Raw genomic sequence first — 21,444 nt, forward strand, 5'->3', positions numbered from 1 at the left:
CCTGAGAATCCAATCCATGGACTTTTCCCGCTTTTTCATCGACAGGCCGATTTTTGCCGCCGTACTGTCGATTCTGATTTTTATCACAGGATTAATCGCCATCCCGCTGCTGCCGGTGAGCGAATACCCTGACGTCGTGCCGCCAAGCGTGCAGGTGCGCGCCGAGTATCCGGGCGCCAACCCGAAAGTGATTGCTGAGACCGTGGCAACACCGCTGGAAGAGGCGATCAACGGCGTTGAAAACATGATGTACATGAAATCCGTCGCGGGCTCTGACGGCGTGCTGGTGACCACCGTCACCTTCCGTCCGGGGACTGACCCGGATCAGGCGCAGGTTCAGGTGCAGAACCGCGTCGCGCAGGCCGAAGCGCGTCTGCCGGAGGACGTGCGGCGTCTGGGCATTACCACCCAGAAGCAGTCGCCCACGCTGACGCTGGTGGTGCATCTGTTTTCGCCTGGTGGTAAGTACGATTCACTGTATATGCGTAACTACGCCACGCTGAAGGTGAAGGACGAGCTGGCGCGTCTGCCCGGCGTGGGTCAGATCCAGATTTTTGGCTCGGGTGAGTACGCGATGCGCGTCTGGCTGGACCCTAATAAAGTGGCGGCGCGCGGGCTGACCGCCTCGGACGTGGTCACGGCGATGCAGGAGCAGAACGTGCAGGTCTCCGCCGGTCAGCTTGGTGCCGAGCCGCTGCCGAAAGAGAGCGACTTCCTGATCTCCATTAACGCCCAGGGCCGCCTGCATACCGAAGAAGAGTTTGGCAATATTGTCCTGAAAACAACGCAGGATGGTACGGTCGTCCGCCTGCGCGACGTGGCGCGGATTGAAATGGGCTCCGGGAGCTATGCCCTGCGTTCCCAGCTGAACAATAAAGACGCGGTCGGGATTGGTATCTTCCAGTCGCCGGGGGCGAACGCCATCGATCTGTCTAACGCGGTGCGCGCGAAAATGGACGAACTGTCCACGCGCTTCCCGGCAGACATGAAGTGGGCGGCACCTTACGATCCGACGGTCTTCGTGCGTGATTCAATCCGTGCGGTGGTGCAAACGCTGCTGGAAGCCGTGGTGCTGGTGGTGCTGGTGGTCATTCTGTTCCTGCAAACCTGGCGCGCGTCGATCATTCCGCTGATCGCGGTGCCGGTGTCGGTGGTGGGTACTTTCAGCATTCTCTACCTGCTGGGCTTCTCGCTGAATACCCTCAGCCTGTTCGGCTTGGTGCTCGCCATCGGTATCGTGGTGGACGACGCCATCGTGGTGGTGGAAAACGTCGAGCGAAATATCGAAGAGGGGCTTGCGCCGCTTGCGGCCGCGCACCAGGCGATGCGTGAAGTGTCCGGTCCGATTATCGCGATTGCGCTGGTGCTGTGCGCGGTGTTTGTGCCGATGGCGTTTCTGTCGGGCGTTACCGGCCAGTTCTACAAGCAGTTTGCGGTGACGATCGCGATATCGACGGTGATTTCAGCGATTAACTCGCTGACGCTCTCTCCGGCGCTGGCGGCACTGCTGTTAAAGCCCCACGGCGCGCCGAAAGATTTCCCGACCCGGCTTATCGACCGTCTGTTCGGCTGGATTTTCCGTCCGTTTAACCGCTTTTTCCTCCGCAGTTCAAACGGCTATCAGGGGCTGGTGGGCAAAACGCTGGGACGGCGCGGTGCGGTATTCGTGGTTTACCTGCTGCTGCTCTGTGCCGCAGGCGTCATGTTTAAAGCGGTGCCCGGCGGGTTTATTCCCACGCAGGACAAGCTGTACCTGATTGGCGGCGTGAAAATGCCGGAAGGCTCGTCGCTGGCGCGTACCGATGCGGTGATCCGCAAAATGAGCGAAATCGGGATGAATACCGAAGGCGTGGATTATGCGGTCGCGTTTCCTGGCCTGAATGCGCTCCAGTTCACCAATACGCCGAACACCGGGACGGTCTTCTTTGGTCTGAAGCCGTTCGACCAGCGTAAACATTCCGCGGCGGAAATTAACGCGGAGATCAACGCGAAAATCGCGCAAATCCAGCAGGGCTTTGGCTTCTCGATTCTGCCGCCGCCGATTTTAGGGCTGGGTCAGGGGTCGGGCTATTCGCTGTACATACAGGATCGCGCTGGTCTGGGCTATGGCGCGCTGCAAAACGCGGTGAACACCATGTCCGGGGCGATTATGCAGACGCCGGGGATGCATTTCCCCATCTCAACCTACCAGGCTAACGTGCCGCAGTTGGACGTCCAGGTTGACCGCGATAAGGCGAAAGCGCAGGGCGTGTCGCTGACCGATCTCTTCGGGACGCTGCAAACCTATCTGGGCTCGTCGTACGTCAATGATTTCAACCAGTTCGGGCGTACCTGGCGCGTGATGGCGCAGGCCGACGGGCAGTTCCGCGACAGCGTGGAAGATATTGCGAATCTGCGTACCCGCAACAGCCAGGGCGAAATGGTGCCGATTGGCAGTATGGTGAACATCACGACCACCTACGGTCCGGATCCGGTGATCCGCTACAACGGCTACCCGGCGGCGGATCTGATTGGTGATGCCGACCCGCGCGTGCTCTCTTCCGCGCAGGCGATGACGCAGCTGGACGCTATGTCTAAGCAGATCCTGCCGAACGGGATGAATATTGAATGGACGGACCTGAGCTTCCAGCAGGCCACCCAGGGCAACACGGCGCTGATCGTCTTCCCGGTCGCAGTGCTGCTGGCGTTCCTGGTGCTGGCGGCGCTGTATGAAAGCTGGACGCTGCCGCTGGCGGTGATCCTCATCGTGCCGATGACGATGCTCTCCGCGCTGTTCGGCGTCTGGCTGACCGGGGGCGATAACAACGTCTTCGTGCAGGTAGGGCTGGTTGTGCTGATGGGGCTGGCCTGTAAAAACGCGATTCTTATCGTTGAGTTTGCCCGCGAACTGGAAATTCAGGGCAAAGGCATCATGGAGGCTGCGCTGGAGGCGTGCCGCCTGCGTTTACGCCCGATTGTAATGACTTCTATCGCCTTTATTGCCGGGACTATTCCACTGATCCTTGGTCACGGGGCAGGGGCAGAAGTGCGCGGCGTCACCGGGATCACAGTCTTTTCCGGGATGCTGGGCGTGACGCTGTTTGGTCTGTTCCTGACGCCGGTCTTTTACGTGACGCTGCGTAAGTTCGTGACGCGCGGCAAAGCGGAAAGAGAGGTGTTGCCTGAGTAGGACGTAGCAGATAGCAAAAAGCCGCCTTCACAATGAAGGCGGCTTTTTTTTTCGCAGTCTGTCAGGATTAAGGCGCTTTTTTATGCTGCGTACAGAGTTCCGGCACCGGATCGCACCCGCTGGTATCGGCTTTTTTCACCTCTTCCAGCGCGCTGGCGACGGTATGGCGCGCTAAAACCGCTAACGAAGCCTGCTCCGCTTCATCAGCGATTGATTTGAAGTACCAGCAGGCGTTGGCGCTGACCACGCAGCGGGCCGGGACGTCAGGACGGGACGCCCACAGCTTTTTATCTTCAGTGACGGAAAGGTAGATATCACGCAGGGTGATCTCTTCAGCCGGGCGGCCAAGATGAATAGAGCCGTTGCGGCCAAGCGTGGAGACGATAATGCCGTCGCGGGCGAGAGGAACCATTAATTTGCGGATAAAGCTCGGATTCGCTTCCAGGCCGTAAGCCAGGATTGCACTCGTCGAACGTTCACCCGATTGCTCCGCCATCGCTACGCTGAGAACCATCTGCAAAGCTGTCGGGAAGCGGTAATCTAACATTTTTCTGTCCTGGGTTGCGGTGAATCTTGTTCTTTTTGGCACCGCAGAGGTGAATAATCAGTAAGTAACAATATAACAAATACGGTAATTTTATTGAAGCAATCTGCGGCATACGTGAAGTAACGCTGCGCTGACACATGTCAGGACGTGTAGCGCCGGGTTTACGTTCATGCGAACGCCGGATTCGGGAAATCAACGGTCACCATAAGACCGCCTTCGGCTGACGTACTCAGATTGACCCTGCCGTTGTGTTGCTGCGTAACGGCTTTGACGATGGCAAGCCCCAGTCCACTCCCGCTTTGGGTCTGATTAGGATCGCGGAAAAATCTGTCGAACACGCGCTCCCGCAGTTCAATCGGGATACCAGGGCCCGCGTCTGAGACGCGCAGCTGAGCGCATTTATCACGCGATTGCAGTTGTACCTCAATGCGTCCACCCTCAGGGCTGTACTTCACGGCATTCTCAATTAAATTGTCGATCAGCGACACCAGACGTTCCCGAATGCCTGCGACATGGATTTCATCGTCGGCGAAGAATTCAAACTCAATTCTGCGTCCGGACGCCAGCGGTTCCAGGGCAGCCATTCGCTCCTGAATAAGCGTTGTCAGCGGCACAGGCGACATCACCGTGCTGATGTGTGCTTCGCTGTGCATCATCAGCAGAAGCTGATTGACGAGACGCGCAGCACGGCTATTGCTGCGAACAATGCCCGCAAGCAGTTCCTGCTGGCTTTCGCTGATGACCCAGGACTGCAATGCCTCGACGTTGATCCGCATCGCGGCCAGAGGCGTACGCAGTTCGTGAGCGGCATCGGCAATAAACATTTTTTCCCTTTCGGCGCTTTCCCGCACCCTGGCCAGAAAGTCATTAATCGCGTCGACCGTCTGGCGAAGCTCTCTGTGTCTGGGGACGGCTTTTAAAGGCGAGAGATCGTCCGGCGTGCGCAATGAAATTTCATCTACCACCTTGTTCCAGGGGCGCATCGCGATGCGGATGGACAGCCACGCGGGGAACAGAAGAAAAGGGATGCATATCATCAGCGGCATGACGTAGTAGCCGCGCGAGTTCAGATAGATAAAGAAATTCCAGCTACCGGCAGGGGTAAAAAGGGTGACCTCCACGTCGGAGTGCGCGGATTTGAGGGTACGGCTTGTCCATGTATGGTCCTCACTCTGGACATGCTGCATGACCCCCAGACGGCTATTTTTTACCCCCGTTGGCGCACCATCCGAAGAAAAAATAATCTCGTTATTCTTGCGAACAATGAGGTTGATGGACAGCTCCGGGTCTTCACCGCCGCCATAGCCCTCCCGCAGCGCCTTGCTGAACGCTGCCAGCACGGCATTACGCGCCTGCGGGCGATCGTCCATGCTCTCTACCAGGGAAAAAACGGTTTCGTAAGTCTCATTGCCCGTCAGTATGGGAGGACTACGCAGGTCTTCCAGCAAAATGAAGGTTAAAAAGAGACACCAGAGCAACGTAAGCAGCAGCATCTGGGCGACCAGCATTCGCCTGACCAGTGTGGGAAGCCTGAGGTGGTGCCAAAAATTACGCATCAACCTGCCGCCTTCTGAACGGGTACGGTATCAATGACATACCCAACGCCTCTCACCGTTCGCACAAAGCCATCGCCAATTTTTCGCCGCAGGTTACCCATATGCACATCAAGTGCGTTGCTGAGGTTTTCTTTCGTGCCAAATAACCTTTCTTCCAGATACCGTCGCGTAAGCACGCGATCGGCGCGCAGCATTAACGTTTCAAGCAGCGCATATTCGCTTGCCGTCAGCTCAACGTGGCGTGCGCTCACCGTTACGCGACGCGTCGGAATATGAAGCGACAAACCGCGAATTTCTATTGCCTCATTTTCAAAACCGTAACTGCGCCGCGCAAGGGCTCTCACGCGCGCCAGCAGTTCGGCGAGAACAAAAGGTTTGACCAGATAATCGTCTGCGCCTGCATCCAGACCGCACAGGCGGTCCTGTAGCGTGCCTCGCGCCGTCAGGATGATGACGGGGACGCCCTTAAGCTGTTGACGCAGGCGCGTCATCAGGCTCATGCCATCGCCATCGGGCAGCCCCAGGTCTAGCAAAATAAGTTCCGGCACGCAGATCCCAAGCTGATGCAGCGCATCCTCTTTGCGGCGTACCCATATGACATCAAATCCTTGATCTGCAAGGGCGATACGTACGCCATTGCCGAGATCCAGGTCGTCTTCAATTAGTAGAATTTTCACATTGGTAACTGTATCAACAGTGCATGAAGAACAACTGAAGAAAAAACGGTATCAGGAATTCTTCAGGGTTTACAGAACCTTCACTTGCTTCAGCATTTCTTCATTTACGGCTCATAAGAACCTTAGGGTGAGTATTCAGAATGAGCGCTCTGGCGTTTAACACCGCTTGTATCGCAATTATCTGAATCCAAAGGGCTTCTTTAATGAGAAACATCACACTGCGTCATAGTTTCCCCCGTTCACGCATCGGTCGCAGCATGAAAAGCATCTTGCCGGGGGCCGTCCTGGCGTTACTGGCTACCACGGCCCTGGCGGCAGATCAGCGCCAGGGCAACGTGTTAACCCTGGGAGGCGGCGTGGATGTTGCGCCACGCTATTCCGGTTCGGACAAGAGCCGGGTCTCTGCGGCTCAGGTGGTTGATTACGCGATGGCAAATGGTTTTTTTGTCAGCACCACGCGGGGGATCGGCTACGGCAACAGCTTTGGTAACCTGGACTACAATGCAGCGCTGAGCTATCGCGCTGGACGTAAGGATCGCGACGTAAGCAGCGATTCGATCGCCTCCGGCAGCGACGACCTGCGGGGAATGGGTGACATTAAAGGCTCAGCTATCGTTGTGCCAGGGCTGGGGTACAGGGTGACTGACTGGCTGACCGTGCAGTTGCAGGCAGAGGTTCCGGTTTCTGAGAGAGACAATGGTGAGGCTGTGCATTTCGGCATTGCCAGCCCGATCTATACATCTCCGAAAAATGCGTTAACGCTGGCGCTGACCGGTAGCTGGGGATCCAGTAAGTACGTGCAAACCTATTACGGGGTGAATGCCGCCCAGTCGGCCGCATCGGGTTTTGCCCGACACGATGCCGGATCGGGACTATATGCGTATTCGCTGAACCTGGACTGGACTCATAAGCTCACCTCCCGCTGGAGCCTGCTTGCCGCAGCTGGCGTTACGCAACTGACGGGAGATGCAGGCGATAGCCCAATTGTTCAGCGAAAAACGTCTCCTGTGGGAAGTTTGAAGGTGACGTACAGCTTCTGATGGTTAAGAGAGGGGGAAGGCGCGTTTGTGACAAAACCGCACATAACCCCGTTGCAGGAGCCAGAAGTGCATAAAGCCCGCAGGATGGCGTGGCCCGAAGTCGGACCGTTCATCATGCGGGCTTTTTTATCACTGTTGACCCGATAACGCCTGTTCAATCGTACGGGTAACGACGTCCGGCTGGCTGACCATCGATACATGGCTTGCCGCTACCTCCGTGGTGTTGGCGTTGATTTTCTTCGCCATTGCGCGCTCAAGCTCAGGATTGATCATCCGGTCATTTTTGCTGATCACATACCAGCTCGGTTTGTCATGCCAGGCGGCATGCGCGACTTTCTCCCCAAACGCATCGGCCTTAATAGGGCTTTGCGTCGCGGCAATCACGCTGCGCTCAACGTCCTTCACGTCAGGGGCAAAATTCTCGCTGACCGCTTTTGTCGGCAGATATAAATACCCCTCTGACGTTTTAGCGAGGCTGGCGCTCCCTGGCGGAGCAGGATAACTGTCTGCCAGATCTGCGGTCGACTGGCCGGAATCCGGCGCAAAAGCGGCAACGTAAACCAGAGACTTCACCCGCGCATTATTGCCCGCTTCGCTGATTACCGACCCGCCCCAGGAGTGCCCGACCAGCACAACGTCGCCATGAGCCCGGGCGATAGCACGCTGCGTGGCGGCGACATCATCTTTCAGAGACGTGAGCGGAAGTTGTACCGCAATGACCTCGGTATGGTGTTTTTGCAGCCGGGTAATCACCTTATTCCAGCTGCTGCCGTCGGCAAACGCCCCGTGCACCAGCACCACGCTGGCTTTCGTCTCTGCCAGCGCGCTGGTGGAAACCGCCAGCAGCGCCGCTGTTAATACAGACAATGCTTTCATAACAGGCTCCTTAAAAGTGGTGAACCGCGGTGTGTGGCGGCACGGTGAATTCAACGGTTTTATGGTCGATGGGCTTATGCGTCGGGTCAGCAACGATGATGGTTACTTTGTGTTTCCCGGCGGGCAGCCCGACCAGGATCACCGGCTCGCCGCTGGTATCAGCCCAGTGCCAGGGCGCGTCATCCACCACAACGTGAATATGGCCGATACGCGGAGTGACTTTCAGCGCGTCGGGTCCAAATACAGGTTCAATGCGCAGGTTTTCGACGCGGTACTGAATAAAGACCGCACCTTTACTCAGCGGTCCCGCCAGCGGTGGGTCGACGATCAGTTTTGCTGGCGGCTGGGGTTTTTCCTGCGGCGCTACGGCGGCCGGGCCATTAACATCAGCGGCGCTCAGGCCATCCAACGGTGCGGCCAGTGCGCCAGCAAAGGACGTCAGCGCAAATACAGGAAGCAGGAAATATCGACGAATCATCTGTGTCTCTCCTCATCAGTTTATTATGGCGAGGGATACAGAAGACCATTTTTATGTATCGGGGATGTTTGCTTCTGCGGGCGTTTTGTACCGGTTTGTCAGCGTAGCGCTCGGGATACAGTGCGATACAGTTTGTTTGCCTGGGCTGCGCACGAGCGCCACTGCGAACCCCGCAATGACCAGCGTCAGTCCTGCGGAAACCCACATTCCGCCTGTTATACCCAGCGACTTATTCAGCCACGCATACGCAAACGGAGAGGCGGCTGCCATCAGTTGGCCTGGAATAAGCAGCAGCCCCGTGCGGCTGGCATAGCGCTCTGTACTAAACAGTTCCAGGGGTAGCGTCGCTTTGACGATAGTCACCAGCCCGTTAATGGCACCAAAGCCGAACACAAATCCGGCGGCACACCAGGCCAGCATGTCGCTGCTCAGTCCGATGAGAAAACAAAGCGGCATGGCGAGCGCAGTGAAAAGCGTCAGTTTTAGCGGAGTGAGGCGCGCCCCTGCCAGCACCTCCATAAGGCGTGCACCGGTCTGCCCCATTCCCCACAGCATGCCGACGGCGACCGGCAGGCCGAAGCTGGCGATAAATTCGGGAAGGTGGGTAGAGGTGCCGTTAGAGACGAAGGTGATGAGAGCAATGAAGGTTGCATAAAGCCAGCCGTTACGCCTGTCATGAGGGGAAACCTGCGTACATGCTTTGGGCTTGACCGTAAAGCGCTGGCGCGGGAAGCGCCGAAGAAGCAGGGCACTGAGCAGACCGAACAGGGCGTAGATCTTCAGCGCATCCTGCCAACCCATCACGTTCAGTAAGGCGTCTCCCAGCGGCCAAAAGACAGCGGACGCCAGCCCGCCTGCCAGGGTGACACGAGAGATTGTCCTGCGTGCCTGCGGTCCGTATAGGTTCACAAGAGCGGAGAAAAGCGCATCATACAGCGACAGGCGCATCCCGATGCCGGTCAGCAACCAGGCGCCATACCAGCCTGAAAGTGTGGGCGTAAAGGCCATTGACAGACAGCTTACGGCGATCAGCAAGGTCCCGCTCATTACCACCCTTTGTCCACCAAAACGCGCCAGCAGAGGAGCGACAAACGGCGAGACAATAGCCATAACCAGCATGGCCAGCGTCAGGCCAAGATAGATTTTGGGGGACGACCAGCTTCGGTCTGCTGTAATGGCATGAGCAAAGGTTCCCGGCATGTAAAAGGAGATCCCCCAGTTAATGAGTTGATTACATCCCGCAGTGAGCGCAAGACGGCGAGGGAGTGCAGGTGTTTCCATTATTTTTCATTCCGTTAGGCAGTTGTCCCGAGCATACAGGGCGCGGTATTGTGCTGGCAGAGCCGTATCCTTATTCACCCTATAAGAGAAACTTTGCATGACGACGCTCAATCTGGGACACCTCGCCACTTTTCGTCTGGTCGTTCAACGCGGCAGCTTTTCTGCGGCAGCAGATGTAATGGGTATTTCCCAGCCCGCCGTCAGCCTGCAAATACGCCAGCTGGAGCAGTTTCTTCAGACGCGGCTGATCGAACGTACGGGGCGTGGAATCAAAGCCACTGCTGCCGGTGAGGCGCTACGGGTGCACGGTGAACGTCTTGAACTGGCGGTTGAGGAGACAATTCGTTCGGTTAGCGCATTCAATCAGGAAGTGAGCGGCACCATCACGCTTGGCACGGGCGCGACGGCCTGTATTCATCTGCTTCCAGCGCTGTTGCAGCAGCTTCGTGAGGAGTATCCCCTGTTACGGATCGGAGTGACGACGGGAAATACGCCAGATATCGTCAGGGCGATTGAGGAGAATCGGCTGGATATGGGGCTGGTCACGCTACCGGCGAGCGGTCGTACGTTGGCGATTATGCACGCGATGGAGGAAGAGTTTGTCTGGATTGGCGCGCAGGTTCAGCCGGAAGAAGGGGAGCAGTTTACGCCAGACTCTTTATACGCTCAGCCGCTCATTGCGTTTGAGTCGGGCAGCGGTACGCGAACGTTGATTGACGGCTGGTTTGAAGCCCGCGGACTAGCCGTCTCACCGGTTATGCAGCTTGGCAGTATTGAGGCCATCAAACGCATGGTACGTGCAGGGCTGGGCTACAGTATTGTGCCGCGAATGGCGGTGGAGCATGCCGACGACCGGGAGGGATTACGCGTTCAATCGTTAACGCCCGTTCTGCGCCGGCAACTGGCGATAGTGATGCGTCAGGATAAGATCCTCAGCAAAGGGATGACGGTAATTATTCGGCTGTTACAGCGTGAACATGGACGTTAGCGCTCGGGCGAATCCACCACAAGACCTGATTGCTGCGACTGAATTTTGTCCTGATGGTGATACCAGGCGCCAATGGAGGAATAAACAAAGCGGCCAAAGAAAAACAGGAAACTGATGAGCAGTATGATGCGGGTCATCCGGGTGTTAAATCGATGTCGTTTTCGCATACGCGTAGCCTGACTCACTTTCTTTTCCTGAGTATACCCTTTTGGGCGATACGGCTATTAAGGCACAGCCGCAAGTCTGGGTCAATTCGGCGAAATGTAAAATACCGTCAATGCTTACATTAATTTATGTTATTAAAAACAACGCTTTTATTTATCGCATTGATAATTAGAGGAAAAATATTCAAAAAAAACGTAAGAAAGGTTTATTCAGATAAATTAATTTGATTTAGGTCAACCGCATCCCGTCGTTGATATTTAAAATCCCTCCTCCACTGTGCTTGCCAGGAATTTTCCGGGCAACGTGTACGTCAGGTTGGATGCCTGTCTTCCTTTACCCTCTGGAGCGCAAGGGTTGTAAACGAGCATCTATGAATATTCACCACATCCTGAAGCAAAATAAAGACCGCTGGTGGGCACTTCCTCTTATTTTACCCGTCGTGTTACTCCCGGTACTAAGTGTGGCTAATACCTTAACGCAGCTGGGCGACGGTATCGTTGCGCTCTATTATCTCCCGCTCTCTTTTCTGCTGGCGCTGATGTTGTTCTTTGGCCTGGAAGCCCTCCCCGGGGTGGTGGTATCGCTATTTTTACGTTATTACCCCTCCGTTGGGTTATTTGAAACCGTGGCTGGCATTCTGCATTTTATCGTTCCTCTGGTGCTCAGCTGGGGCGGTTATCGCGTATTTGCGCCCCGGCGTAATATGACCGCTTACGGTGACATACGCCTGATGGGGCAGCGTATTTTCTGGCAGGTATTTTGTCCGGCAACGCTTTTTCTGGTGCTGTTTCAGTTTGCGGTTTATCTCGGCATTTATGAGAGCCGCCAGAGCCTCGCGGGACTAAATCCCCTCAATATTCGGACACTTATTAACTATCAGGGGCTACTGGTGAGCGGGCTGACGGGCGTGCCGCTAAGCTACCTGCTGATCCGCCTGATACGGCATCCGCGCTATATCAAGGGACTGATGTCCCAGCTCCGCGCGCAAATAGACAAAAAGGTGACGGCCGTTGAGTTTGTGGTGTGGTTTTTAGCCCTGGGCGGGTTGCTGGTCATGCTGCTGCTGCCCATGAATGCAAACAGTTCCATTTTCAGTACCAACTACACCTTGTCCCTGCTGATGCCCGTGATGCTCTGGGGGGCGATGCGCTTTGGCTACAAGCTGATGTCACTCATCTGGACGCCGGTCCTGCTGGTGTCGATTCACTTTTTTTATCACTACATTCCGGTGCAAGAGGGGTATGGCATTCAGCTGGCGATCACCTCATCCAGCTATCTGGTCTTTTCCTTCGTTGTGACGTACATGTCGATGCTGGCGACACGCCAGCGCGCCATCAATATTCGCTCCCGCAGTCAGGCTTTTCTCGATCCGGTGGTGCATATGCCCAACCTGCGGGCGCTGTCGCGCGAGCTGGCCAGTCATCCGTGGTCAGCGCTCTGTTTACTGCGCGTGCCCGAGCTGGAGGTACTGGGACGCAATTACGGCGTGATGCTGCGGATCCAGTATAAACAGCAGCTGGCGCAATGGATAAACGGCACTCTACAGCCCAATGAGCGAGTCTATCACCTCACCGGGTATGACATGGCGGTGCGTCTGGATGCGGAGTCGCATCAACAGCGCATTGAGACGCTGGACGAGCATATCAAGCAGTTCGTTTTTGTCTGGGATGGTATGCCGGTACAGCCTCAGGTCGGCATAAGCTATTGCTATGTGCGCTCACCCGTCAATCACCTCTATCTGGTGCTGGGGGAGCTGGGCATCGTGGCCGATCTCTCCCTTTCTACCAACCACCCGGAAAATCTTCAGCAGCGCGGGGCTGTTCACTTGCAGCGTAGCCTGAAAGATAAGGTCGCGATGATGAGCCGTTTACAGGCCGCGCTGGAGCAGGACGCTTTTACCCTGCTGGTTCAACCCGTTCGCGGGCTGCGCGGCGATTGTTATCACGAGGTGCTGCTGCGAATGCGTGATGATAATGGGGCGCTGATCTTTCCCGAACAGTTCCTGCCCATAGCACAGGAGTTTGGTTTATCGTCGCGTGTCGATTTATGGGTACTGGAGCGTACGTTGAGTTTCCTGGCACAGCACCGCCAGCGGTTGCCGGGCCAGCGCTTTGCGATCAACCTCGCACCTTCTACCGTCTACCGGGCGCAGTTCCCGCTTGAAGTGAGCCGCCTGTTAGCCAAATACGCCGTTGAAGCATGGCAGTTGATCTTTGAAGTGACCGAAAGCAGCGCCTTTGGTCATGCGGATCTGGCGGCGTCTACCCTCAGGAAATTACAAAAAATGGGCATCCGGATCGCCATTGATGATTTTGGCACCGGCTACGCCAGCTATGCGCGGTTAAAAAGCGTGGACGCCGACATCCTCAAAATCGACGGCGGTTTTATTCGCAATATTGTCAGCAACAGCCTGGATTACCAGATTGTGGCTTCTATTTGCCATCTGGCCCGGATGAAGAAAATGCTGGTGGTGGCGGAATATGTGGAAACAGAAGAGATACGTAGCGCGGTGCACGCGCTAGGTATCGATTATGTGCAGGGCTATTTGATTGGGTTGCCGGCTGAGCTTGATACGTTGCTCGACACGGAGCCTTCTCAGGAGAGCGCCTGAGCCGTTACGCTGCCGCCTCTGAACTCTCTTCTTCAATCTTCAACAGCCAGCCGGTGACCGCTTCCCAGTACTGCTGCTCTTTTTCCAGATCCAGCAGTACCAGCGCGTTCTGGCTGAACCAGTCGTGCGGGAAGCTCAGCGTCCAGTGATAGTCATCCGTTTTTAGCTTCAGCGTCGGCGGCGTGGTGGTCGCCTGTCGCTGATTATTGAGCAATACGCCCAGGCGCAACAGCTGAATGAGCGGCAGGAACTGCTTTTTCTTAAACAACGTAAAGCGCGGCAGATCGTCGAGCTTGATGGCTTTGCGGTGATAGCGGACCAGCGTCGCCATCATGGTTTGCTGCTCCTGGTTGAAGCCAGGCAGATCGCTGTTTTGCAGAATATAGGCTGAATGGCGATGCATTCCGCTGTGGTTAATGTTCAGCCCCACCTCGTGCAGCATGGCGGCCCATTTTAACAGTGCGGCCAGCTGCGGATGCGCCAGCTTAGGATTTTGCTCCTCCCACTGCTCGTACATCTGCACCGTGGTTTCGAGAACGCGCTTCGCCTGTTCACGGTCGATGTTGTACTGGTTGGCCAGGCTCTGCGCGGTACGGCTGCGAATATCCTGATGACGGAAACGTCCTTCCATCTCATACAGCACGCCTTCACGCAGGGCGCCGTCAGAGAGACGCAGCTCTTTGATCGCCAGCGCGTCAAACACGCCGCAGAGGATCGCCAGCCCCGGTACGAACACGGCTTTACGTTCGTCGGACAGACCCGGCAAACTCAGGGCGTCGAAGCTCTTATGCTTAAGCACCTCTTCGGTGAGTCTCACCAGGCGCTCAGGCGTAATAAACCCGTCTTTTTCACCCATCGCCAGCAGCACTTCATGGGCCGCTTTAATCGACCCCGATGCGCCCAGCGCCACGTTCCAGCCCTGAATACGGTATTGCCAGGCCAGATTTTCCAGTTTTTGTACGGCGGCCATGCGCGCGCGCTGGAAGTTTTCGCGGGTGATGACGCCGCCCGGGAAATACATCTGCGCGAAGCTGACGCAGCCCATACGGCGGCTTTCCACCAGACGCGGCTCGAAGTCTTCGCCAATCACCAGTTCCGTGGAGCCACCGCCGATATCAATCACCAGCTTGCGGCCTTTTTCCGGCTGCGTATGCTCCACGCCCATAAAAATCAGGCGCGCTTCTTCGTTACCGGAGATGATCTCAATCGGGTAGGGGATAACCTTTTCCGCGCGCTTAAGAAATTCCGGCGCGTTCAGCGCCTGGCGTAGCGTATGCGTTCCAACGATGCAGACGCTGGACGGTGAAAAGCCTTGCAGACGTTCTGCGAACAGCGACAGGCAGTTCAGCCCGCGCTCCATAGCCTCTTCGCTCAGCATGTTACGCGCGTCGAGACCATCGGCCAGATGCACACGCTGCTTCAGACGACCGATGATCTGCATCGCGCCATCCACCTCGCGGGCGATGACCATATGGAAACTGTTTGAGCCAAGATCGACCGCAGCGAACTCCTGCGGGCGTGGGGTATTATCGTTTATTGGCATAGGTTAATCGGGTTGCTCAAGTGATTTAATGTAATCGTAAATCGCCAGCTGCGAGCGCACTTTACGGCGATTGCCGCGCGGTACATAGCGATTACTAAGTTCTTTGTCGATATAACGTGCTTTCACCGTATCGCTGAACAGGATCTCGATAATGTCCAGGATACGCTGCTTCAGGCGAGGATCCAGCAGCGGTGCCGCCACTTCAATACGGTAATCAATGTTACGCGTCATCCAGTCGGCGGACGAGAGGTATACGCGCTTATCACCGGCGTTATCGAAAATATAGACGCGATCGTGTTCAAGATAGCGATCCACAATGCTGATCACGCGGATGTTATCGCTAATGCCTTCCAGTTCCGGAATGAGCGAGCACATGCCACGAATGAGCAGATTTACCGGAACGCCAGAACTGGAGGCCGCGTACAGGCGGTCCACCAGCCCTTTGTCCACCAGATTGTTGAGCTTCAGCGTAATGCCGGACGACAAGCCGTTCTGCGCATTGGCAATCTCTTTGTCGATCATATCGTACAGCAGGCGCCGTGAGTTCTGCGGTGACACCAGCAGATAATCGAAGCTCACCGGGCGGTACGGGTTCTCAATGAAGTTGAACACCCGACGCACTTCGTTGGTGATGCGGGCATCGGCAGTCAGCAGCGAATAGTCGGTGTAGATTCTCGCGGTTTTCTCGTTAAAGTTCCCGGTACCAATATGGGCGTAGCGCACCACCTCGTCACCCTCTTTACGGGAGATCAGGAACAGCTTGGCGTGAATTTTCAGCCCCGGCGCGGAGAAGATGACGTGCACGCCCGCTTCCGTCAGTCGGCGTGCCCAGTGGATGTTGGCCTCTTCGTCGAAGCGAGCCTGGAGCTCAACTACCACGGTCACTTTCTTGCCGTTGTGCGCCGCGTGGATCATCGCATCGATGATGCGGGAATCTTTCGCCACGCGATAAATATTGATTTTAATCGCCAGCACGTTCGGATCGAATGAGGCCTGACGCAGCAATTCCAGCACGTGCTCAAAGGTATGATACGGATAGTAGAGCAGTACATCCCGTTCGCGGATGGCGTCGAACCCGTTGCGGAACTTATCGAACCAGATATGGCGCAGGCGCGGCAGCGGTTTGTTCACCAGATTGGCTTTGCCGACGTTCGGGAAGCCAATGAAATCTTTAAAGTTGTGGTAACGCCCGCCGGGAATAATGGAGTCGTAGCGGGAGATGGTCAGCTTATCGCGCAGCATCTCCACCATTGCGTCCGGCATATCACGCTGATAGACAAACCGCACTGGCTCCGCCGTCAGGCGCTGCTTGAGGCTGGAAGACATCAGCTCCATCAGGCTGGCCTCCATCTCATGCACCAGATCGTACTCGGCGTCACGGGTCATCTTCATCGAGTAGGCGTTGAGCGCGTCGTAATCGAAGAAGCCTTTGAAGATATCGTCCAGGCAGTAGCGCAGGATGTTATCCAGCAGGATCATCGGCTTACGTCGGCGCGGGGTTTCCGGCGGCAGGTTTACAAAGCGTGGGACTTTATCAGACGGTATTTCCAGCAGCGCGTAGTTAATGGTCTCACCACGAATGATTTCTACCGCCAGATAGGTGTAGTCATCTTGCAGGAACTGCACCAGATCGGTTTCACGGTTGATCAGAATCGGGGTGATATGCTGGCGCAGATAATGTTTAAAATAGTGGCGCAGCCAGTTTTGCTGATTCGCGGAGAGCTGGCGTTCGTTGATCAGGAAGATTTGGTTGCGTGCCATTTCCAGCAGCAGCTCGTTATAGAGGCCATCAAATTCCTGATCGGCTTTCATGACGCGAGACTGGATTTTTCCAAGCAGATGTCGCGAGTGGGAGTTTAAGCCCTGTTCTTCGCTGATGATGATTCGGCGTTTCAGTTCGGCGAAGCGAACCTTGTAGAACTCATCCAGATTGTTGGAATAGATGCCTAAAAAACGCATACGTTCAATCAGCGGGTTGGTTTTATCGGCCGCTTCCTGAAGTACACGTTCGTTGAATGCTAACCAGCTTAGCTCTTTCTCGATGTATAACTTTTCCTGACCCATTACAGCTCACACTCCAGTTCAATCACAGGACGTGGTAAATCCGTCTCGTCCTTATTATGGCGAGCATTTCCACGATATGTCCAACAGTGCCAGAAAAGTATGACAGTTATTTTTTTATTGGGGAATTTAGAGGGTTGGGGCAGGGGATGTCGGGTGGCGCTGCGCTTACCACGACCTACGGGACCGTAGGCCCGTGCAAGCGAAGCGCCGCCGGGCAATTCAAACAGACTACTCTTCGGCAGCATAACCCTGCGGGGGCAACTTCACTCCGTCCAGCCAGGCTGCGCCGTCGCGCATCTCAAGACGGCCGTCAACAAACCAGCTTACCACCAGCGGATAAATGGCGTGTTCCTGAGCCTGTACACGTTCGGTCACGTCGTCTTCGTTGTCACCGTCAAAGACCGGTACTTTTGCCTGCAAAATGACCGGACCGCCGTCCAGCTCGTCGGTAACGAAATGCACGGAGGTACCATGCTCCTCATCGCCGTTCTCCAGCACCTGACGATGGGTGTGCAGACCGGGGTATTTTGGTAGCAGGGAAGGGTGGATATTGAGCAGTCGTCCGGCGTAGTGTGCAACAAAAGCCGGGCTCAGGATGCGCATGTAGCCTGCCAGCACCACCACGTCAGGCGCGTAGGCGTCAATCTCCTGCACCAGCTCACGGTCAAAGGCTTCACGCCCGGCGAACTGGCTGGCTTCCAGCGCGTGCGCAGGAATGTTCGCTTCCCGCGCGCGCTCAAGGCCGAATGCATCGGCCTTGTTGCTGAATACTGCCCGAATGGTGCCATTGATTTTCTTCTGTTTGCAGGCGTCTATGATTGCCTGCAAATTGCTTCCGTTGCCGGAAATGAGCACCACGATGTTTTTCATTCAATGACCACACGCTGTTCGGAATCGGAAGCTTTAATCGTACCGATTTTCCACGCGTTTTCACCTTTTTCTGTCAGCAGCTTAATCGCTTTATCCGCTTCGCTGGCGGGCAGGGCGATAACCATGCCCACGCCGCAGTTAAAGGTGCGGTACATTTCATGCTCGCTCACGTTGCCTGCGGTTTGCAGCCAGTTGAAGACGGACGGCCACTGCCATGAGGAGGCGTCGATCACCGCCTGGGTATTATCCGGCAGCACGCGCGGAATGTTTTCCCAGAAGCCGCCGCCGGTAAGGTGAGCGATGGCGTGCACGTCAACGTTCTCAATCAGCTCCAGCACGTTTTTCACGTAGATGCGGGTCGGGGCCAGCAGGTGATCGGCCAGCGGTTTGCCGTCCAGCTCGGTGGTCAGCGGGTCGCAACCGCTCACTTCGAGGATCTTACGCACCAGAGAGTAGCCGTTGGAGTGCGGACCGCTGGAGGCCAGCGCAACCAGCACATCGCCGTCAGCCACTTTGCTGCCGTCGATAATTTCTGATTTTTCTACCACGCCGACGCAGAAGCCTGCGACGTCATAATCTTCACCGTGATACATGCCAGGCATTTCTGCGGTTTCACCGCCGACCAGCGCACAGCCGGATTGCAGGCAGCCTTCGGCGATACCGTTAATGACGCTGGCTGCGGTATCCACGTCCAGCTTGCCGGTCGCGTAGTAATCCAGGAAGAACAGCGGCTCAGCGCCCTGTACCACCAGGTCGTTGACGCACATCGCCACCAGATCGATACCAATCGTATCGTGACGCTTAAGATCCATCGCCAGGCGCAGTTTTGTACCGACACCATCCGTACCCGAGACCAGCACAGGTTCACGATATTTTTGCGGCAGCGCGCACAGTGCGCCGAATCCACCCAGGCCACCCATCACTTCCGGGCGGCGGGTTTTTTTCACCACACCTTTGATTCGGTCAACCAGCGCATTACCTGCGTCAATATCAACACCGGCATCTTTGTAGCTGAGAGAAGTTTTGTTGGTCACGGCTTAAATCCCCACGCGATTGCATAGCTAGTAAGAAAAATCGGCGCAATTCTAACAGTCCAGGCAAACGTTTGCGAGCCTATTCTCGGCGTGGGGATCTTTTTTTCTGTGCGGCCTGTACAGGGCAACAAACTTGACTCTGTTCACGAAAATGAAACCGGTTTCGGCGATCTGCTTGCAACGGCAATCCCCTTTGCACATCATCAAACTGAAACCGGTTTCTGTAACTGTTTTTGCAGAAAATAACGCAGAATGAGGGATAGCGAATGTCAGGATTTAAAGCAGGTTTTCTGTGGGGTGGGGCCGTTGCGGCGCACCAGCTTGAAGGCGGCTGGAAAGAGGGCGGCAAGGGCGTGAGCGTTGCCGATGTCATGACGGCAGGTGCCCATGGGGTACCGCGTGAAATCACCAACGGCGTGATGGAGGGGAAAAATTACCCAAACCACGAAGCCATCGACTTCTATCACCGCTATAAAGAAGACATCAAACTCTTTGCCGAAATGGGGTTCAAATGCTTTCGCACCTCCATCGCCTGGACGCGTATCTTCCCGAAAGGCGACGAGCTGGAGCCGAACGAAGCGGGACTCCAATTCTATGACGATTTGTTCGACGAGTGCCTGAAGCACGGCATCGAGCCGGTGATCACGCTTTCCCACTTCGAGATGCCTTTCCACCTGGTGACGGAATACGGCGGCTGGCGCAACCGTAAGCTGATCGACTTCTTTGTCCGCTTCGCGAAGGTCGTTTTTGAGCGCTACCAGCATACAGTGAAGTACTGGATGACCTTTAACGAGATCAACAACCAGGCCAACTTCCACGAAGACTTTGCGCCGTTTACCAACTCCGGGCTGAAATATGCGCCGGGAGAAGATCGCGAGCCGGTGATGTTCCAGGCGGCGCACTATGAGCTGGTGGCCAGTGCTCTGGCGGTGAAGGCGGGGCGCGAGATCAACCCGTCACTGCAAATCGGCTGCATGATTGCCATGTGCCCCATCTATCCGCTGACCTGTGCCCCGGACGACATGATGATGGCGATGAACGCCATGCATCGCCGCTACTGGTTCACCGACGTTCACGTGCGCGGCAAGTATCCGCAGCATCTGCTCAACTACTTTGAACGTCGCGGCTTCGCGCTGGATATTACCGAAGAAGATAAAGTGGCGCTGACCCAGGGCTGCGTGGATTACATCGGGTTCAGCTACTACATGTCTTTCGCTACCAAAGCGACGGCGGATAATCCGACGCTGGATTACGACGAGAGCAAGAGCCTGGTTTCTAACCCGTACGTGCAGAAATCGGACTGGGGCTGGCAGATCGATCCTGTCGGGCTGCGCTACTCCCTGAACTGGTTCTGGGATCACTATCAGCTGCCGCTGTTTATTGTGGAAAACGGTTTTGGCGCGATCGACGTGCAGGAGAGCGACGGCACGGTGAACGACCAGTACCGCATTGACTACCTTTCCGCCCACATCCGCGAGATGAAAAAAGCGGTGGTGGAAGACGGCGTGGATCTGATGGGCTACACGCCGTGGGGCTGTATCGACCTGGTCTCTGCCGGCACCGGCGAGATGAAGAAACGCTACGGCTTTATCTTTGTCGATAAAGATAACGAAGGTAACGGTACGCTGAACCGCAGCAAGAAGAAATCGTTCGACTGGTATAAGCAGGTGATTGCCAGCAACGGAGAGCAGCTATAATTGCCCGGTGGCGCTGCGCTTACCGGGCCTACGGGATGTCCAGGCCGGGTAAGCGTTAGCGCCACCCGGCAGAATCCCGCCCCAAGCCGGAGCCTCGCCTCCGGCTTTTTTGTTTTTGATTGATGTATGTCAAGCAAGATGGGTATGGCGCAATCCGAAAAAAGCGGTATAATCCCGCGATTTTTTTGCGGATGCCACCTCAGAGGAGAAAGAGAATGAAGATTGTGGAAGTGAAACACCCACTCGTTAAACACAAGTTGGGCCTGATGCGTGAGCATGACATCAGCACGAAGCGTTTTCGCGAACTGGCTTCTGAAGTGGGTAGCCTGCTGACCTACGAAGCGACCTCTGATCTGGAAACGGAAAAAGTGACCATCGAAGGCTGGAACGGCCCGGTACAGGTTGAGCAGATCAAAGGTAAAAAAATTACCGTGGTGCCAATCCTGCGTGCGGGTCTGGGCATGATGGAAGGCGTGCTGGAGCACGTCCCAAGCGCGCGTATCAGCGTGGTGGGTATCTACCGTAACGAAGAGACGCTTGAGCCGGTCCCGTACTTCCAGAAGCTGGTCTCTAACATCGATGAGCGTATGGCGCTGGTGGTTGACCCGATGCTCGCGACCGGCGGTTCGATGATCGCCACCATCGACCTGCTGAAAAAAGCGGGATGCAGCAGCATCAAAGTGCTGGTACTGGTTGCGGCGCCGGAAGGTATCGCGGCGCTGGAAAAAGCGCACCCGGACGTTGAACTCTATACCGCGTCTGTCGACCAGGGACTGAACGAGCACGGGTACATCATCCCGGGGCTCGGCGATGCCGGCGATAAGATTTTTGGTACTAAATAATCGAAT

General features: G+C 55.9%; 17 protein-coding genes. 6 read left to right on the forward strand and 11 right to left on the reverse strand.

Annotated features, from left to right (window positions below; all coding sequences use genetic code 11):
* The first annotated feature begins 16 nt into the window (after positions 1-16).
* Positions 17-3,169, forward strand: coding sequence for a multidrug efflux RND transporter permease subunit OqxB (gene oqxB, locus AM329_RS01245; RefSeq protein ID WP_032609822.1), 3,153 nt, complete (start codon positions 17-19; stop codon positions 3,167-3,169).
* A 67-nt stretch (positions 3,170-3,236) separates the two neighbouring features.
* Here the strand turns inward: oqxB and AM329_RS01250 are convergent, their stop codons facing one another.
* The 3 genes from AM329_RS01250 to AM329_RS01260 form a co-directional block, all read right to left on the reverse strand.
* Complete coding sequence (locus AM329_RS01250) at positions 3,237-3,716, reverse strand: Rrf2 family transcriptional regulator (RefSeq protein ID WP_003860591.1); 480 nt, start codon at positions 3,714-3,716, stop codon at positions 3,237-3,239.
* Positions 3,717-3,883: 167 nt separating this feature from the next.
* Positions 3,884-5,272, reverse strand: a complete 1,389-nt coding sequence (locus AM329_RS01255) for a HAMP domain-containing sensor histidine kinase (RefSeq protein WP_032609820.1) — start codon at positions 5,270-5,272, stop codon at positions 3,884-3,886.
* Complete coding sequence (locus tag AM329_RS01260; RefSeq protein WP_022651566.1) at positions 5,272-5,949, reverse strand: response regulator; 678 nt, start codon at positions 5,947-5,949, stop codon at positions 5,272-5,274. The genes AM329_RS01255 and AM329_RS01260 overlap by 1 nt, the downstream gene beginning before the upstream one ends.
* Positions 5,950-6,152: 203 nt before the next feature.
* On the opposite strand from AM329_RS01260, the gene AM329_RS01265 reads away from it, so the two are divergent.
* Positions 6,153-6,989: a MipA/OmpV family protein gene (locus tag AM329_RS01265; RefSeq protein WP_032609818.1), complete on the forward strand. Its 837-nt coding sequence runs from the start codon at positions 6,153-6,155 to the stop codon at positions 6,987-6,989.
* A 129-nt stretch (positions 6,990-7,118) separates the two neighbouring features.
* Here the strand turns inward: AM329_RS01265 and AM329_RS01270 are convergent, their stop codons facing one another.
* From AM329_RS01270 to AM329_RS01280, 3 genes are read right to left on the reverse strand one after another with little or no spacing between them, the layout of a single operon-like run.
* A complete protein-coding gene (locus AM329_RS01270; protein WP_023325040.1) occupies positions 7,119-7,865 on the reverse strand; it encodes an alpha/beta fold hydrolase in 747 nt (248 codons plus the stop codon).
* A gap of 10 nt (positions 7,866-7,875) precedes the next feature.
* Complete coding sequence (locus AM329_RS01275; RefSeq protein WP_032609817.1) at positions 7,876-8,343, reverse strand: DUF6130 family protein; 468 nt, start codon at positions 8,341-8,343, stop codon at positions 7,876-7,878.
* A 51-nt stretch (positions 8,344-8,394) separates the two neighbouring features.
* Complete coding sequence (locus tag AM329_RS01280; RefSeq protein ID WP_022651562.1) at positions 8,395-9,624, reverse strand: MFS transporter; 1,230 nt, start codon at positions 9,622-9,624, stop codon at positions 8,395-8,397.
* Between the two features lie 97 nt (positions 9,625-9,721).
* Between AM329_RS01280 and AM329_RS01285 the strand changes: the two genes are divergently transcribed.
* Positions 9,722-10,612: a LysR family transcriptional regulator gene (locus tag AM329_RS01285; protein WP_032609815.1), complete on the forward strand. Its 891-nt coding sequence runs from the start codon at positions 9,722-9,724 to the stop codon at positions 10,610-10,612.
* Here AM329_RS01285 and AM329_RS01290 read toward each other — a convergent pair.
* Positions 10,609-10,779 (reverse strand): YfgG family protein, encoded by a 171-nt coding sequence (locus AM329_RS01290; protein ID WP_017383512.1) that lies wholly within the window; start codon positions 10,777-10,779, stop codon positions 10,609-10,611. The two genes, AM329_RS01285 and AM329_RS01290, sit on opposite strands and share 4 nt — an antisense overlap.
* A 368-nt stretch (positions 10,780-11,147) precedes the next feature.
* Between AM329_RS01290 and AM329_RS01295 the strand changes: the two genes are divergently transcribed.
* Positions 11,148-13,388: an EAL domain-containing protein gene (locus AM329_RS01295; protein ID WP_023314636.1), complete on the forward strand. Its 2,241-nt coding sequence runs from the start codon at positions 11,148-11,150 to the stop codon at positions 13,386-13,388.
* Between the two features lie 4 nt (positions 13,389-13,392).
* On the opposite strand, the gene ppx is transcribed toward AM329_RS01295, so the two are convergent.
* The 4 genes from ppx to purM all read right to left on the reverse strand — a co-directional run bounded on the left by ppx (position 13,393) and on the right by purM (position 18,899).
* Positions 13,393-14,931, reverse strand: coding sequence for an exopolyphosphatase (gene ppx / locus AM329_RS01300; protein ID WP_032609813.1), 1,539 nt, complete (start codon positions 14,929-14,931; stop codon positions 13,393-13,395).
* A gap of 3 nt (positions 14,932-14,934) precedes the next feature.
* Positions 14,935-16,995 (reverse strand): polyphosphate kinase 1, encoded by a 2,061-nt coding sequence (ppk1, locus tag AM329_RS01305; protein ID WP_032609811.1) that lies wholly within the window; start codon positions 16,993-16,995, stop codon positions 14,935-14,937.
* A 228-nt stretch (positions 16,996-17,223) separates the two neighbouring features.
* Complete coding sequence (purN, locus tag AM329_RS01310) at positions 17,224-17,865, reverse strand: phosphoribosylglycinamide formyltransferase (RefSeq protein WP_003860566.1); 642 nt, start codon at positions 17,863-17,865, stop codon at positions 17,224-17,226.
* A complete protein-coding gene (gene purM / locus AM329_RS01315) occupies positions 17,862-18,899 on the reverse strand; it encodes a phosphoribosylformylglycinamidine cyclo-ligase (RefSeq protein ID WP_003860563.1) in 1,038 nt (345 codons plus the stop codon). The genes purN and purM overlap by 4 nt, the downstream gene beginning before the upstream one ends.
* 266 nt (positions 18,900-19,165) lie before the next feature.
* Here purM and AM329_RS01320 point away from each other — a divergent pair, with 266 nt between their 5' ends.
* Together AM329_RS01320 and upp are read left to right on the forward strand one after the other, a co-directional pair.
* Positions 19,166-20,596 (forward strand): 6-phospho-beta-glucosidase, encoded by a 1,431-nt coding sequence (locus AM329_RS01320; RefSeq protein WP_032609809.1) that lies wholly within the window; start codon positions 19,166-19,168, stop codon positions 20,594-20,596.
* Positions 20,597-20,811: 215 nt separating this feature from the next.
* Positions 20,812-21,438: a uracil phosphoribosyltransferase gene (gene upp, locus AM329_RS01325; RefSeq protein WP_003860560.1), complete on the forward strand. Its 627-nt coding sequence runs from the start codon at positions 20,812-20,814 to the stop codon at positions 21,436-21,438.
* The last annotated feature ends 6 nt before the right edge of the window (positions 21,439-21,444 follow it).

It is taken from the genome of Enterobacter cloacae complex sp. AR_0002 (genome assembly GCF_001922365.1).
Classification (GTDB): Bacteria; Pseudomonadota; Gammaproteobacteria; order Enterobacterales; family Enterobacteriaceae; genus Enterobacter; species Enterobacter hormaechei_C.